Below are 15,517 nucleotides of genomic sequence, written 5' to 3' on the forward strand. Positions count from 1 at the left end.
CTTAGATTTGTTGATGTTGGATTTTCCAAGCACGATGGATTTTGTGATTTCGTTTGAAATCTAAACCGATGGTTTCAGACGTGATTTCCTCAATCTGATACATCGCTTCAATTTCTTCATCTAACTCAAACCCACGATAGTTGTTTGAGAAATACAAGGTACCATCACTTGTTAGGCGATTCATTGCACGTTTAATTAATGAAACATGATCTCGCTGAACGTCAAAAGTCCCGTAGAATTTCTTTGAGTTTGAGAAAGTAGGTGGATCAATAAAGATTAGATCATATTGTTCATGACCTTCTTTTAACCACTCAAAGCAATCACTTGCAAAGAACATATGTTGTTCATCGGCATGATCAACAGTTAATCCGTTCAATACAAAGTTTTCTTTTGACCAGCTCAAGTAAGTATTAGATAAATCCACACTCGTTGTGCTTGCTGCACCACCCAAAGCGGCATGTAAGCTTGCTGTTGAAGTATAACTATACAAATTAAGGAAGTGTTTTCCACGTGCTTCTTTTGCAATTCGTAAACGCATTTGACGATGGTCTAGGAATAGACCTGTATCCAAATAATCAGTCAAGTTTACTAAGATACGTGCTTTACCTTCTTGTACGATAAAGCGTTTTGATGCTGTACTTTGCTTGGTATATTGATTTGTACCCGTTTGTCTAGCACGTGTTTTGATAAAAATCGCATCACGATTTAGACCTGTAACTGCACGAATAGCAGCTAAAGCTAAATTGAAACGTTTTTTAGCTTTTTCAGGATCAATACTTTTTGGTGGGGCATATTCTTGTACGTGTAATCGATCACCATAAAGATCGACAGCAACATTAAAATCAGGCAAATCTGCATCATAAATACGTAAACAGAATACGTTTTCTTTTACAGCCCATTTTTTTAGGTTTTGCATATTTTTTTGCAAACGGTTTGTAAAATCTTCTGCACCTTCAATTTTTTCAAATTGTTGAGGTTGCCATGTCGCTAGAAATGGTTGAGTAACTGTTGCTGGTTTAATTGTCCCGAATCGAGTGTAGATCGGTAATTTACCATTCATCAAACGTAAAGTTTGTGGGTCATTAAATGCCAACACATCCGCTTGTTCAATTTGCGCAGCGATAATTGCAGCACGCTGATTTGGAAAATTTTTCTGCAATAAGCTAGATAAACCTAGATAAAGTGAGCGGTTAGATGCTTTATCACCTAAACGTTCACCATAAGGAGGATTCGTTACGATAAATGCTTTTTTACCTTCAGCATGGAAATCATCCCAATCTGCTAAAGTACGTTCTTCAATCTGGATTTGATCCAATAGTTTTTCGAAGCCTGCAGCAATAATATTTTGACGTGTGGCTTTAACAGCTTCCCAATCTGCATCGTAAGCATAAAATTTTGGTAAATCTTGTTCTAACGCTTTTTCATGGCGTTCAGCAGCTTCGGCTTTGAGAGATAACCATAAATCACGATCATGTCCATGCCAACCATTGAATCCAAAACGTCTCACTAATCCTGGTGCACGATCAGTGAGTATCATGAGTGACTCAATGATAAATGTCCCTGAACCACACATTGGATCTAAAATAATATCAGGTCGATAATTTGCTAAATCTGCTTTTAGTAATATCGCAGCTGCAAGGTTTTCTTTGATCGGAGCGTCAGTCATAAAGCGGCGATAGCCACGCTTGTGCAATGAGTCACCCGATAAATCTAAGCAATAAGTATGTTCAGTTTTACCAGCCAAAGCATAAAGGGTAATTTCAGGCTGTTTAATATCGATACTTGGACGCTTACCAACAGCTTCCATAAACGAATCGACTACACCGTCTTTCACACGTAAAGTTGCAAATTGAGTGTTTACTTTAATGTCTCGTTCAACATGTAAACGCACTGCGAAGGTGCTTTGCGGTGCAAAAATGAGAGACCAATCAAAGCTGATTGCACCTTCATAGAGTTCTTCTGCGACATCACGGGCATCGTGAGTATGTTCTAATTCGTGAGTGTGGATCGGTAACAACACGCGAGAAGCAAGTCTAGACCACATACAAACACGATATGCATTTTCTAGTGTACCTTTAAATACCAAACGTCCAGCAAAGCGTTGAATGTTTTGAATACCTAAATTTTCAAGTTCTTGTTGTAATAAGGTTTCAAGTCCATCCGCACAGGTCACCCAATAGTTTGTCAGACGTTGTGTAGAATTCATGCACATTTCCAAAAAAGCAGTTCAGCAATCGGCTATTTTAACTGATTTTTAATGAAACTGTCGGTGCAAATTTGTGTGATCGACCGCATTATTGACTATTATTTTTACTATTTTTAATCAATTTTCATAAAAATATTTTTTAAGTTTAAATGTGTTTTTAATTATTGGTACATATTTTGCTTTCTATGTGATGAATCAAGAATATACATTTCTCCCAACGACGTGAGGACTTTATGAAAGAAAGCATGAATAGTGAAATTAAGGTAAATGCTGAAGCTTTTGCTATCGCAACACAAATGTATGTTCGTTTAAGACGTGTATCCAGTCGTGTAATTGATGTGATGTACTTAGTTAACAATAAAGAATATGCAAAACACATTATAGAAATTGCTTTGGAAACAAGTGACGAAGAGTTGGCTCACTATGTTGATCGTTTACGTCCATTAATAGATTTATATCCAGAGCCTACGTTAGCCATAGTTGAAAATAAAAAGCTAGAAGAAACAGAAGAAAGCTATTTTATGGAAGTTACAGAAGAAGAAATTTATAAAGCTCAAGTCGCTCACCATTATATTGGTGCATTGCGATAAGTGATAATAATAAAAAAACAATAAGTGAAAAATAATTACAGCGTTACAAGGGTGTAGAGCTTTTTCTACATCCTTATTTTTTTGATTTTCTTTTCATCAAATTAACATGCAGAGAAAATATTAAATCGTTATTGTAGATCACCACTAAAAAGTTTTGCTGAGTGCTGAAAACTTCAACGACGAAAGAAATATAAAATCTGTATAATGCGTTAACTTAACGTATAAGGAATCTCTTATGCACGTGGCAGCATTGCATACTTTGAGTCAGATACAGCTCAATCAACAAGGAAATCTCAAGCATTTTTTAACGATTGAGGGGCTTTCAAAAGAAAGTCTGACTAAGATTTTGGATACAGCACAAAGCTTTTTAGATGATAATAATAATTTGATTAATCGTCCGCTTCTAGAAGGGCGCACGGTAATGAATCTATTTTTTGAAAACTCTACTCGTACACGTACTACCTTTGAAGCAGCAGCTAAGCGTTTATCCGCAAATGTATTAAATATTGATATTGCACGCTCAAGTACATCTAAAGGTGAAACTTTGCGTGACACGCTGTGGAATTTAGAAGCTATGGCTGCGGACGTATTCGTCGTGCGTCATTCCTCTTCAGGTGCAGCGCACTTCATAGCAAAAGATGTATGTCCTAAGGTCGCAATTATTAATGCAGGTGATGGTCGTCATGCGCACCCAACGCAAGCGATGCTAGATATGCTGACCATTCGCCGTGAAACTAAAAAGCCTTTTGAGCAATTAAGCGTTGCAATTATTGGTGACATCAAACATTCACGTGTTGCACGTTCAAATGTCGCTGCTTTGCAGACATTGGGCTGTAAAGACATTCGAGTGATTGCACCGAATACTTTGTTACCTGTGGGTTTTAATGAATACGGTGAACATGTTCGCTTGTTCAATCAAATGGATGCAGGTGTGACTGACTGTGATGTCATCATTGCATTACGTATTCAGAATGAACGTATCGACTCTCCAGCATTATCATCTCAATCTGAGTTTTACAAGATGTATGGTTTAAATAAAGAACGTCTTGCTTTAGCTAAACCAGATTGTATTGTGATGCATCCTGGACCGATGAACCGTGGCGTTGAAATTGATTCGAGTGTCGCTGATGGCGATCAATCAGTGATTTTAAAACAGGTCACGAATGGTATTGCGGTTCGCATGGCAGTATTGGCACTTGCGATGCAAGGTCAGCTCCAAGAACAAGGTTTAATTGAAGCGATTGCTGTATAAGGGTGCTACACATGAGTATTGTAAAAATTGAAAATGTTCGTGTACTCGATCCAATTCAAAAAACAGATCAAGTTAAAACTGTTTATGTAGAGAACGGTAAAATTGTTGATGCAGCATCTCAAGTTGATCAGATGATTGATGGTCAAGGTAAATGGTTAATGCCAACTATGGTTGATCTCTGCGCGCGTTTGCGTGAACCAGGACAACAACAGCACGGCACATTAAAATCTGAGGGGAGAGCTGCGCGAGCAAACGGTATTTTGCATGTAATTACACCTCCTGACTCAAAGCCGATCGTGCAAGATAATGGTGCGTTGATCCATGGTCTAATTGAGAAAGCTCAACTAGATGGTGGTATTTATCTTCAAATTATTGGTGCTCAAACTCAAGGTTTAAATGGCAAGCAACCTTCTAATATGGCTGGTCTAAAAAAAGGTGGCTGTACTGCGGTTTCAAATGCTAATGCCGCCTTTGAAAATGATGATGTTGTGATTCGTACGCTTGAATATGCTGCTGGTCTAGATTTAACAGTAGTATTTTACGCAGAAGAGCCGCAAATCGCGAAAGATGGTTGTGCACACGAAGGCTTTATTGCATCGCGTCAGGGTTTGCCAATGATTCCTGCGATTGCTGAAACTGTGGCGATTGCTAAATATTTACTCATGATCGAAGCAACAGGTGTCAAAGCCCATTTTGGTTTATTGTCATGTGGCGCGTCTACTGATTTGATTCGTGCTGCGAAAGCCAAAGGTTTGCCAGTAACTGCGGATGTAGCAATGCATCAACTTCATTTAACTGAACAATTGACGGATGGATTTAATTCTCTAGCACATGTTCGTCCGCCACTGCGCTCTGAACAAGATAAAGCTTTGTTGCGTCAGGGTTTAAAAGAGGGCGTGATTGACGCTATCTGTACCCATCACGAACCATTAAGTAGTTCAGCAAAAATGGCTCCATTTGCTGAAACTCAACCAGGTATTACAGCGTTCGATACCTATGTCGGTTTAGGTGTTCAGCTTATCCAAGAAGGTGTTTTTGATGCTTTAGAATGGGTCGAAAAAGTTACCTTAAATCCTGCTAAAGTTGCCAATATGACTGAACGTTGGAAACAAGAAGCAGGTTGGGTACTGATTGATCCAGAGCTAGAGTGGACTGTTTCAAAAGAAACAATTTTATCTCAAGGTAAAAATACACCGCTATTAGGTCAAACCTTGAAAGGCAAAGTGCTTCAGACATTTATCTAAACTTTATTTCTAAGCAGAATAGGTCAAGTTACTTATTCTGCTTAATTATTTCAATTAGTTAATTCATTATTGTAATCTTTTCTTAAAGAGTTTATTGGTAGATTATTTCGCTTCTAAAAAGGTTCTATAAAAATGAGAATTACATTCATTGGTGCAGGGCGTGTTGCCTATCATTTAGCAAAAGTACTCCATCCTGATCACCAGATTGTACAAGTTTTTAGTCGTGATTTAGAAAAAGCCAATCGTTTAGCATCGTTAGTGGATGCTGTTGCCATCAGTGATTTTGAGCAATTAAGTTCTGATATTGATCTAGTGATCATCGCTATTTCAGATCAAGCAATAGCTGAAGTTATTCAAAAAATTAGCGCTTATTTGCAGCAAGTATTAATTGTACATACTTCAGGAAGTACAAGTTTAGAAGTTCTTTCAGTAGTTAACGACAAATCAGGTGTATTTTATCCTTTACAAACATTTAGTTATGAACGAGAGATTGACTGGACTACAACGCCTGTGTTTGTCGAGGCTGTAAACAATCATGATTTGGATTTACTCACCTCTTTAGCAGGTAGTTTGACTCAGAAGGTTTACCAATACAGCTCTCAACAGCGTCAGACATTGCACATGGCTGCTGTTTTTGCATGTAATTTTAGTAACTACTGTTATGATATTGCTAAACAAATTGTTGATGAACAACAGGTCGATTTTTCTTTACTTCACCCATTGATATTGGAGACTGCACAAAAAGCAACAATCAATGACCCTAAAGAAATGCAGACAGGTCCAGCTATGCGTGGTGATGAAAATATTTTAAAAATGCATCATAAGTTATTAGAAAAAGATGCAAGAAATGATCTTGTTGATGTTTATCAGCTCTTAAGTGAAGGTATTAAGACCCGTCATTTACCTGGTAAATAACCATAAATGTATAAATTGTATAATCTTTTTTGTCTAAACTAAGTTCGGTCGTGTTTGCATTTTTTATAATTAATAACAAGAGGAGCAGATCAGAAAATACCTGTATTAGAAAACTTAAGTATTGTTTATAAACACATTTAGCTGATATGAGTTGTTTAAATATCAGCTTAGAAATTAGGTAAATGTGTCTTGAACTTAATCAATTCTTTTGATTAAAACGATGTTTGCATTTTAGACATAAATAATCTTGAAAAATATTCTTGTCGATCACGACACCCGCTTTTTTTCCGAAAATATTACCAACGACGCCACCTGTAATCCCGACACTAATTGCACCCACGAAAGTTCCAATAGTTCCACCAACAATTACACCCAATGGACCTGCTACAGTTCCTATAGCTGCTCCAACTGATGCACCAGTTGCTGCACCACCTACTGTACCAGCAGTTGTGCCAGCAGCAGTCATTAAAACGCCACCTGTAGTTTTAAGTAATTTGTCATGATCACGTACTTCGATTTCTGTAGAACCACATTTGGGGCATTGCAGAGTTTTTTCCATAAAACCAACCTATCTTCATCTTTGGGCTAAATCATTGCACTGAATAGAGCACTCATTGTTTATGAAGCAATAATTTCTTCATTTGAGATCAAAATGATTCATTTTTTATTTTAGCTAAACATGAACAAAAAATATTTATAGATCATGTAAATAGAGGGTTGTAAATTTGAACACATTTGATTTTACAAAGTAAGCATATAGGTTTGATAGGTACAGCTTTTATAAGTTGTTTTAATAATTCACTTTTTGTCTTTTATATTTGAAATTTAAAATTGAGTTGGTTTTTAATAGGTTGAAATAGCATTAAATGTTGATATTTAATGCTATTTTTAAATTTTTGATGAATTACTACTTTATTTTTTTGAAAATAAAGTCATTGATCTTATGACCAGATTCAAGCCCGCGACGTTCGAATTTGGTCACTGGACGCCATTCAGGGCGAGGGTAGCTATTACCTTTACCCGCTAAATTTTCCATATCAGGACGATTGTCCAAAATATCAAGCATCCATTCTGCGTATGGTTCCCAGTCAGTAGCTGCGTGGAAAGTCCCACCAAGTTCCAACTTCTGTTCGACTAATTGCATACGCTCATGTATCACGAAGCGGCGTTTAAAATGACGCTTCTTCTGCCATGGATCTGGGAAATAAAGTTGTACACAGTTAATACTGTTGTCTGGCATTTCACGTAATACTTGGATTGCATCAGCATCCAATACAAATAAGTTCTTTAAACCTGCCATGCCTGCTTCATAGACACATTGTGCGATACCAGGAACATGTACTTCAATGCCTACAAAGTTGCGCTCAGGGTTTGCTTTAGCCATGAGTACTAAAGAACGTCCCATACCAAAACCGATTTCAACGGTTAATGGACGTTTGGGGTGCTCAAAGTGCTGACGTAAATCACCAACAGGGTATTCCAAAATTAAATCACGATGATCTTCTAAAGCAGTACGTTGTGACGTATTGAGCGGAGCTGAACGACGCATAAACGTCACAATTTCACGGTGCTCAGGCAAATTGTCGAGTTCCGTAATTTGCGTTTCTAACTGATCGTTTGACATGATTCTGGAGATATAAATATAGAAATGCCGTATTTTAAGTGTTCAGGTGTTCAAGTCAAACTTTTAAATCGTTTTATTTACTTGAAACTTTTTAGTAGTGATTAAAATTTGTCAAAAAAGCTTCATAGAGTTGTCATAGAAGTTGCATAGCCTAATTGCAATTTAAAACACTTAGTAAAAAACTATGAAAAATTTTAATTACCATTCGCTTACAATTTGTTTAGGTCTGTTAGGAGCTTCTTCTACATTTTCTATTGCACATGCGCAACTCATGTTTAGCCACCTGTTGATGGTAGTAGCAACCGTAAAGGTTTAGAGATCTATAATCCTGATGCGACAACAGTAAATTTAGCAGATTATGAAATCCAACAATTTAATAATGGGGGAACAGTCAAAACAGCAGCATTTCCTTTACAGGGGGCTTTAGCCAGTAAACAGAAATATCTAATCGGGCGTTCGGAATTACAAACACAATTAGGCAACAAAGTGAATCAAGTAGCAGGTCTATCATTCAATGGAGATGATGCGATTGTATTACTTTATCGTGGTACGCCTGTAGATCGTTTTGGACGGATAGGTGAGCGTCCAACTTCAGGTTGGGGCACTACAGTTTATAGTGTTGCTAATAGTTTTAAACGTATTCAAACTGATAATCCTGTGATCAGTGTTGATCCAACCAGTCCATTTGATTTAGATCAGTCTTGGCAAGCTTGGTCAGATCGAAATGATTTTTCAAATTTGTCAGGTTCAACAACAACGCCTCCAGTCAATGAATCAGTCGGCTGTAGCAGTACGGATACTCCAATTGCGAACTTAGCACAGTCAACTCAAAATCAAAATTATACGATTCGTGGGGTGATCACGGCGGACTATCGCTATAGCAATGGATTTTCAGGTTTCTATATACAAACACCAGATAGCAAGGCAACGCCAAATGTGAGTAATGCGATTTTTGTTTATATTCCTGCGAGCAGTGCTGTCAAAGGCGGACAAATCGGCGATGAGGTGATTTTACGCGGTCGTCTCACTAACTATCAAAACCAACTTCAAATTGATCAATTACAGCAAGACATACAAACCTGTAATCAAAATATGGCATCGCTAATTCAGCCACTTGATCTTAATTTGCCATTTACGAGTTTGACTGAAAATACAGGTAATACACCAAAACGCTATCAAGGCATGTTGGTGAAATTACCGCAAACTTTAACTGTCAGCGAGAACTATAATTTTGGGCGTTATGGTGAGTTGTCCCTGAGTCTTGGTCGCCTATTTATTCCTACCAATCTATATCCAGCTTTATCGAATGAAGCGAAGGCATTGGCACAGCAAAACCTGCTTTCTAAGATCATTTTTGATGATGGCTATAATAATCAAAATCGAGCACCATGGTTGCCACAAAATTTTAGTGCTTTAAGAACTTTACGTTCTGGATATCAATTAAAGAATGCACAAGGCATTTTGGAATATCGCTTTAATGCTTGGCGTGTACAACCAATTGCAGGTGCAAACTTGCCTGAAGTCGTTACCACGACTAATCCACGTACGACAATTGCTGTGAAACAAACTAAACATATTCGTGCTGCAGCATTCAACGTGTTGAACTATGACAATGGCAAGAATGGTTTCCCTACAGAACGTGGTGCGAACAGTCAGGCTGAATTTGATAAGCAACATGCCAAAATCATAAACGCATTAAAATCCATTGATGCTGATGTGTATGGTTTGATGGAGATTGCCAATAATGGTTATGGTAGTGATAGTGCGGTTGCTTATTTAACCAAAGCTTTAGGACCTGATTGGAAATATGTAATTCCTGAAGGTTTAAATCAATTAGGCACAGATGTGATTGCTGTGGCGATTATTTATAATAGCAAACGTGTTCAACCAGTGAATAAAGCAGCCGTTCTAGATCTGGGTGAAAAGAATCGTTCGACTATCGCACAATCATTCAAACCAGTGCATGGTGGACAAATTTTCACAGTGATTCCAAATCATCTTAAATCTAAAAGTTGTTCGGGCGTTGACTTGAACTCGCTTGATGCAGATCAAAAAGATGGTCAAGGCTGCTGGAATCCGACTCGTGTTAAAGCCGTCGAACAGCTCACTCAGTGGATTGCAAAGAATCCTACCCAAGTCAAAAATCCAAATATTTTGTTGCTTGGTGATATGAATAGCTATGCCAAAGAAGACCCAATTTTAGCTTTTGAAAAAGCCAACTACAAAGTTCTAATCAATGACAGCAAAATCGGCGAGGGTACGAACGCTTATAGTTACGTCTTTGGGGTTTTCAGTAATAGTGATGGTTATGGTGGAGCAGGTAATCTTGATCATGCGATTGCTGATGCAAATCTCTATAAACGTGTAGTTAAAGCTTTTGCTTGGCATATCAATGCTGATGAGCCGACGGTACTTGATTACAATGAAGAATATAAAACTGATGAGCAAAAAGAACTTTTCTTTGCTGCAGACCCATATCGTTCATCTGACCATGACCCTGTCATTGTAGACTTAGACTTAAAAACACCAGATGCTCAGCTAGAACCGAATCAGAAAAATATCATTGTCGAGTTCTTAAATTCTCTATTTGAGTGGTTAGGTAAGCTTTTTGGTCGAGCTTAACTACATTCCGTGACATTGTGCAGTTTGTTTTTTCATAAATTAATCAATCGTCACGGAATATAACTTGCAAGCTAGAAAAAAATTCATTAATAGTAGATGGGTAGATGTTTTTAGCATTAGAGCTATTATAAATTTAAATCTATATCTGTTCTCGATGTTCATTCGAAGTTCAAGAGCATAAGTAGTTAGATAACAAGGATTAGAGATGAAGTTGTATATTCACCAGGCGCATGTTCGTTAGCGGCACACATTATTTTAAATGAAATAAATGTTGATTTTGATTTAGAACGAGTTGATTTAAAAACGCATAAAACTTCTAAAGGTGCAGATTATTACGAGATTAATCCTAAGGGGTATGTCCCAGCACTAGAAATTAATCCAGGTCTAATTTTGACTGAAAATGTAGCGATATTACCATTCTTAGCACAACACGATCCAAAGCAAGATTTAATTCCACCATCAGGGATGGGACGAGCTAAGGTATTGGAATGGTTGGGTTATTTGAACTCAGAACTTCATGATGCATATGCTGTTTTCTTTGGTGGTAAACTTACAGATGATGAAAAGACCAAAGCATATGCAGAAGTAGATCGTTTACTTAAATATATCGATAATTATTTAGCTGAATCTGAATATGATTATCTAGTTGATGATAATTTTGGTCCAGCGGATGCATATTTATTTGTACTGACAAACTGGTCAAATCATATTGAGCATGATTTAACGCCTTATACCAATATTATCGCGCTACGAAATAAAGTTGCAGAACGTCAGTCTGTACAAATTGCAATGCGTGATGAAGGTTTGTTTAATTAAAAATGTACAAATAAAAAAGCCTCTGTCTACAGAGGCTTTTTTATTATCAACAAATTATTGTTGAGCTTTTTCTTTCACTTCAGCTGCACCTGATTCTACAGCACCAGCAACATTAGCAGTTGCATCACGTGCAGCAGCTTCAGTTTTAGCAGCGGCTTCAGCGGTTGCGTGAGCAGTATGATCAGCAGCAGCGTCGATTTGATCAGCAGCAGTATCAACCGCTGTAGCTACATTGGTTGTTGCAGCATCAGCAGCATCTTTCACATCAGCGCCAGCTTGTTCAGCAGCGTTTTCTAAATGTTCACCCGTTGTTGCACCAGTTTCTGGTGCTTTATCTTTATTACAGCCTACAAGAGCAACAGTAGCAGCTAGACCTAACGCAACAAGTAATTTATTCATTTTCATATTTCCTTTTCGTTGTGGCATCCAACACGTATGGATATCGAAAATATAAACACAAAGCGAGTGAATAAGAAAGTTACAAATTTGTTGATAACTTGTAAAAACACACACTTACATTGTTAAATGTAAGTGTGGTCACAAAACAAGATATTGACTTAGTTTGTAGAACGAATCATGTAATCAAAGGCAGATAATGCTGCTTTCGCACCTTCGCCTGTTGCGATGATGATTTGCTTGTATGGTACTGTCGTACAGTCACCTGCTGCAAATACACCCTGTACATTGGTTTCATTACGATCGTTAATCACAATCTCACCACGATTGCTGAGTTCAACTGCACTGTTCTTTAGGAAATCCGTATTTGGCAATAAACCAATTTGTACAAAGATTCCCGCAAGTTCTACTGTGTGTTCTACATCAGTCGCACGATCTTTATACTTCAATGCTGTCACTTGTGAACCATCACCAACCACTTCAGTACTTAAAGCATTGGTAATAACTGTGGTATTCGGCAAGCTATTTAACTTATCCTGTAAGACTTGGTCAGCACGAAGTTTGGTATCAAACTCAACCAAAGTCACATGCTCAACAATCCCTGCAAGATCAATCGCAGCTTCTACACCCGAGTTACCTCCACCAATCACTGCAACTCGTTTACCTTTAAATAATGGGCCATCACAGTGTGGGCAGTACGCAACACCACGTGTACGGTATTCAGCTTCACCTGGAACATTCATTTCTCTCCAACGAGCACCTGTTGAAAGAATGATGGTCTTAGACTCAAGCTTAGCACCATTTTCTAGTTCAACTTCAACCAAACCATTGGCTGTTTGATCTGCACCTGTGATCTTGCTGACACGTTGCAAGTTCATGATGTCCACACCGTATTCACGGACATGGGCTTCCATGTCTTGAGCAAACTTAGGACCAACTGTTTTTTGAATCGTAGTAAAGTTTTCAATATCCATGGTATCCATGACTTGACCACCAAAACGTTCAGCCACAATCCCAGTTTTGATCCCTTTACGCGCTGCATAGATCGCTGCTGTACCGCCTGCAGGACCACCACCAATCACCAATACATCAAAAGCATCTTTTGCATTGAGAAGAGCTGCATCTTTCTCTGCTGAGTTGCTATCTAACTTCGCGATGATTTCTTCCAAAGTCATACGACCCTGACCCATATGTTCATTGTCTTGGAACAACATTGGGACTGCTAAGATTTTGCGTTCTTCAACTTCTTCTTGGAAGAAACCACCATCAATCATGGTCGCAGTTGCATCGGGGTTATAGATCGCAATCAAGTTCAACGCTTGAACTACATCTGGACAGTTGTGACAACTCAAAGATACAAACACATCAAAGTTTGATTTTAAGTTCAAACCTTTAATCTGATTTAACACCTCATCAGATACCTTCGGTGCATAACCTGAAACTTGTAACAATGCCAAGATCAAAGAGGTGAACTCATGTCCCATTGGTAGACCAGCGAAGAACACACGAGGTTGTTCACCTGCTTTAGCCACACCGAAACTAGGACGGCGAGCGTTTGAACCGTCAAAACGCGCCGTAACTTGATCAGAAAGTTCAGCAATTTCGGTCACGAGTTCTTTGATTTTTGCAGCTTTATCGGATTCATCTAAAGCAGCCACCAACTCGATTGGACTTTCTAAACGTTCTAAGTAAGCTTTTAATTGAGTTTTAATATTTTGATCTAACATGTCTTTCTCCAAATTCTCAGCAATTCAATCAGCTAAATTCTTTCAATGGGGCTATAGTACGCAAATTATTTAAATAGGTAAAACAGGTTGTTTTTATTATTTTGATCGTATTTTTAAATATTAAGGCTCCATGTTAATTAAATGCGTTCAAAGATAAAACTTGAATACTTCTGAACTTGTTATATAACTGCAATCTTTACATGGCATAACTAAGGGAAAGTGAAATGGCTTTACAGCGTGGTATTTATCAACACTATAAAGGTCAACTTTATCAGGTATTTAATGTTGCAAGACATAGCGAAACAGAAGAAGAGTTGGTTGTATATCAATGCTTGTATGGTGATTATTCCATGTGGGTTCGACCTTTAAGTATGTTTACTGAAACTGTTGCACTTGATAGTGGTGAAATTATTCCACGTTTTAAGTTGATTCAACCAACATAATTGATAGCCAAAGGTCTGAGTATCATCGGGAGTGAAATATGACCAGCACGGTGTTTTTAAAACGAATTGCTGATTTATATGATGAATTTAAACAACATGATGCTCGACAGGCAGATCGTTTACGACGCTTTCGTAACATTGAAGCTGAGTCCGCTAAATTATTGGCTATGCTGGTACGAACACAGCAATCCCAACGTATTTTAGAAATAGGCACTTCCACTGGATATTCAACACTTTGGTTAGCTGAGGCTGCAAAGACAGTTGGCGGTCATGTTCAAACACTTGAAATCAATGCATTCCGTAGTGCACAAGCGAAGAAATATGCAGAAGAATTTAGTCTAGAAGCGTATATTGATTTTTGGGTGGGAGATGCAGCTGATTATTTGGCAGCATCCACCGAGCAATATGATCTCATACTCTTAGATGCCGAACGCGGAAGCTATGCTGGTTATTGGAATGATCTCAAGAGACTCATGTCAACTAAAGGTGGGACTTTAATTATTGATAATGTAATTTCTCACCCAGCAGAAGTGAAGCCATTATTAGATTTGATAAAAAATGACGAACTTTATATGAGTACTATATTACCTATAGGTGCAGGCTTATGTATGGTCGTCACGAAGTGAGTTAGTTTTGGTATGTGCCAATCGATAATCTTGAGGGCTACACCCCATTATTTTATTAAATGCACGTGTGAAATTGGCAGGGTTGGAATAACCTAACTCATATGCAATATGTGTAATGGTAAAGGATGTATTTTCAAGTAATTCAATTGCACGTTCAGTACTGATCTTTTGTTTTAGGCGATTAAATTCTACTCCTTGTTGTTGCAAATATCGTTGTAGGGTTTTGGTTGAAATATTTAATACTTTCGCGCATTCAGTCAGTGTCGGAACTTGATTCGCTTGCCTTAACATCGTACTGATCCACTCAACAATTTCACCCTGATGATAAATTTTTTGAATCTGTTCCTGACAACGTTGTTCTACAACTTTTAAGCTATGTGCATCTGCTAAAGGCAAGGGAAGTGCTAATTGCTGCTGATCAAGTACAACTCTGATCCCTGTAAACCAAGTGTAATTGAAATGAAACTGAGCTTTGACAAGGTGTATGTATCTATCACTGTAAGCAGGTTCAGGAATACTTAAATAAATTCGATAGCGTTGTAATTGCTGACCTGCAAGCTCAAATAGACTGTAATAAAATCCGACTGCAATTGCTTCGATATGAAAGCTTAAACATTGTTTGTTCATCTGCAAAATTGGTTCAAATAATAATTCTACTTTTTGCTGCGCTTGTGAAAACTGAATGGATAGCTTAAAGCTTGGCATGATTAGCTTGAAATATTGTGCAATTAATTTTAAAGCATGATCTAAATTTGGGCTGGTCATAAGTGCATAACCGACCAAGCTATGTGAACTTAGTTTTAAATTTCTGCCTAACTGAAAGGCTAAATCTTCTGTATTTGGTAAACTTAATCCTAACTCAATAAATTGTTCGATTTGTTGGATTGATAAAAATTCAGTTTGTGATAATTGATCCTTAAATTGATTTAAAACTGAATTATCGTATTGATTGGTACTGATCAATATCTCAATCAAACGTAAATAATAGCGAGCTGGAATAACAGGGATTTGTTGTTTGTGCACAATAAATCTCCAATAAAGTCTTAAAATGATAAT

General features: G+C 37.7%; 13 protein-coding genes and 1 pseudogene. 8 read left to right on the forward strand and 6 right to left on the reverse strand.

Annotated elements, in window-relative coordinates; translation table 11 throughout:
• Position 1: 1 nt before the first annotated feature.
• Positions 2-2,206: a bifunctional 23S rRNA (guanine(2069)-N(7))-methyltransferase RlmK/23S rRNA (guanine(2445)-N(2))-methyltransferase RlmL gene (gene rlmKL, locus Q9Q86_RS03905; RefSeq protein WP_004953619.1), complete on the reverse strand. Its 2,205-nt coding sequence runs from the start codon at positions 2,204-2,206 to the stop codon at positions 2-4.
• 233 nt (positions 2,207-2,439) lie between these two features.
• On the opposite strand from rlmKL, the gene Q9Q86_RS03910 reads away from it, so the two are divergent.
• From Q9Q86_RS03910 to Q9Q86_RS03925, 4 genes are all read left to right on the forward strand, one after another.
• Positions 2,440-2,796 (forward strand): hypothetical protein, encoded by a 357-nt coding sequence (locus Q9Q86_RS03910; protein ID WP_112986832.1) that lies wholly within the window; start codon positions 2,440-2,442, stop codon positions 2,794-2,796.
• A gap of 235 nt (positions 2,797-3,031) precedes the next feature.
• On the forward strand, positions 3,032-4,048 hold the full coding sequence (locus tag Q9Q86_RS03915) for an aspartate carbamoyltransferase catalytic subunit (protein WP_004915106.1): 1,017 nt from the start codon (positions 3,032-3,034) through the stop codon (positions 4,046-4,048).
• A gap of 11 nt (positions 4,049-4,059) precedes the next feature.
• On the forward strand, positions 4,060-5,292 hold the full coding sequence (locus Q9Q86_RS03920; protein WP_112986833.1) for a dihydroorotase: 1,233 nt from the start codon (positions 4,060-4,062) through the stop codon (positions 5,290-5,292).
• Positions 5,293-5,424: 132 nt separating this feature from the next.
• Positions 5,425-6,207 (forward strand): Rossmann-like and DUF2520 domain-containing protein, encoded by a 783-nt coding sequence (locus tag Q9Q86_RS03925; RefSeq protein ID WP_112986834.1) that lies wholly within the window; start codon positions 5,425-5,427, stop codon positions 6,205-6,207.
• 199 nt (positions 6,208-6,406) lie between these two features.
• On the opposite strand, the gene Q9Q86_RS03930 is transcribed toward Q9Q86_RS03925, so the two are convergent.
• On the reverse strand, positions 6,407-6,766 hold the full coding sequence (locus Q9Q86_RS03930; RefSeq protein WP_005402767.1) for a hypothetical protein: 360 nt from the start codon (positions 6,764-6,766) through the stop codon (positions 6,407-6,409).
• 348 nt (positions 6,767-7,114) lie between these two features.
• Positions 7,115-7,831 (reverse strand): tRNA (guanosine(46)-N7)-methyltransferase TrmB, encoded by a 717-nt coding sequence (gene trmB, locus Q9Q86_RS03935; protein ID WP_112986835.1) that lies wholly within the window; start codon positions 7,829-7,831, stop codon positions 7,115-7,117.
• A 184-nt stretch (positions 7,832-8,015) separates the two neighbouring features.
• Here trmB and Q9Q86_RS03940 point away from each other — a divergent pair.
• Positions 8,016-10,453 (forward strand): annotated as a pseudogene (locus Q9Q86_RS03940) (ExeM/NucH family extracellular endonuclease).
• Between the two features lie 198 nt (positions 10,454-10,651).
• Positions 10,652-11,269, forward strand: a complete 618-nt coding sequence (locus Q9Q86_RS03945; RefSeq protein WP_112986836.1) for a glutathione binding-like protein — start codon at positions 10,652-10,654, stop codon at positions 11,267-11,269.
• A gap of 54 nt (positions 11,270-11,323) precedes the next feature.
• Here the strand turns inward: Q9Q86_RS03945 and Q9Q86_RS03950 are convergent, their stop codons facing one another.
• Both Q9Q86_RS03950 and ahpF read right to left on the reverse strand, forming a co-directional pair.
• Positions 11,324-11,668, reverse strand: coding sequence for a hypothetical protein (locus Q9Q86_RS03950; protein ID WP_039908054.1), 345 nt, complete (start codon positions 11,666-11,668; stop codon positions 11,324-11,326).
• Positions 11,669-11,826: 158 nt separating this feature from the next.
• A complete protein-coding gene (ahpF, locus tag Q9Q86_RS03955) occupies positions 11,827-13,392 on the reverse strand; it encodes an alkyl hydroperoxide reductase subunit F (RefSeq protein WP_234856170.1) in 1,566 nt (521 codons plus the stop codon).
• Positions 13,393-13,616: 224 nt separating this feature from the next.
• Between ahpF and Q9Q86_RS03960 the strand changes: the two genes are divergently transcribed.
• The gene (locus Q9Q86_RS03960) at positions 13,617-13,835 is read left to right on the forward strand and encodes a DUF1653 domain-containing protein (RefSeq protein ID WP_099948517.1); all 219 of its coding nucleotides are present in this window, start codon (positions 13,617-13,619) and stop codon (positions 13,833-13,835) included.
• Between the two features lie 38 nt (positions 13,836-13,873).
• Positions 13,874-14,461 carry an O-methyltransferase gene (locus tag Q9Q86_RS03965; RefSeq protein ID WP_112987673.1) on the forward strand — a complete coding sequence of 196 codons (588 nt, stop codon included), beginning with the start codon at positions 13,874-13,876 and terminating at the stop codon, positions 14,459-14,461.
• Here the strand turns inward: Q9Q86_RS03965 and Q9Q86_RS03970 are convergent.
• On the reverse strand, positions 14,438-15,484 hold the full coding sequence (locus Q9Q86_RS03970; protein WP_112987674.1) for an AraC family transcriptional regulator: 1,047 nt from the start codon (positions 15,482-15,484) through the stop codon (positions 14,438-14,440). The two genes, Q9Q86_RS03965 and Q9Q86_RS03970, sit on opposite strands and share 24 nt — an antisense overlap.
• Positions 15,485-15,517 lie beyond the last annotated feature (33 nt).

It is taken from the genome of Acinetobacter sp. A22, from assembly GCF_030913345.1.
GTDB lineage: Bacteria > Pseudomonadota > Gammaproteobacteria > Pseudomonadales > Moraxellaceae > Acinetobacter > Acinetobacter junii.

Coding starts and splice junctions, on each gene's coding strand:
- Q9Q86_RS03930 (WP_005402767.1), bottom strand. CDS start 6,766: ATGGAAAAAACTCTGCAATGCCCCAAATGTGGTTCTACAGAAATCGAA.
- Q9Q86_RS03925 (WP_112986834.1), top strand. CDS start 5,425: ATGAGAATTACATTCATTGGTGCAGGGCGTGTTGCCTATCATTTAGCA.
- Q9Q86_RS03915 (WP_004915106.1), top strand. CDS start 3,032: ATGCACGTGGCAGCATTGCATACTTTGAGTCAGATACAGCTCAATCAA.
- Q9Q86_RS03965 (WP_112987673.1), top strand. CDS start 13,874: ATGACCAGCACGGTGTTTTTAAAACGAATTGCTGATTTATATGATGAA.
- ahpF (WP_234856170.1), bottom strand. CDS start 13,392: ATGTTAGATCAAAATATTAAAACTCAATTAAAAGCTTACTTAGAACGT.
- rlmKL (WP_004953619.1), bottom strand. CDS start 2,206: ATGAATTCTACACAACGTCTGACAAACTATTGGGTGACCTGTGCGGAT.
- trmB (WP_112986835.1), bottom strand. CDS start 7,831: ATGTCAAACGATCAGTTAGAAACGCAAATTACGGAACTCGACAATTTG.
- Q9Q86_RS03920 (WP_112986833.1), top strand. CDS start 4,060: ATGAGTATTGTAAAAATTGAAAATGTTCGTGTACTCGATCCAATTCAA.
- Q9Q86_RS03910 (WP_112986832.1), top strand. CDS start 2,440: ATGAAAGAAAGCATGAATAGTGAAATTAAGGTAAATGCTGAAGCTTTT.
- Q9Q86_RS03950 (WP_039908054.1), bottom strand. CDS start 11,668: ATGAATAAATTACTTGTTGCGTTAGGTCTAGCTGCTACTGTTGCTCTT.
- Q9Q86_RS03960 (WP_099948517.1), top strand. CDS start 13,617: ATGGCTTTACAGCGTGGTATTTATCAACACTATAAAGGTCAACTTTAT.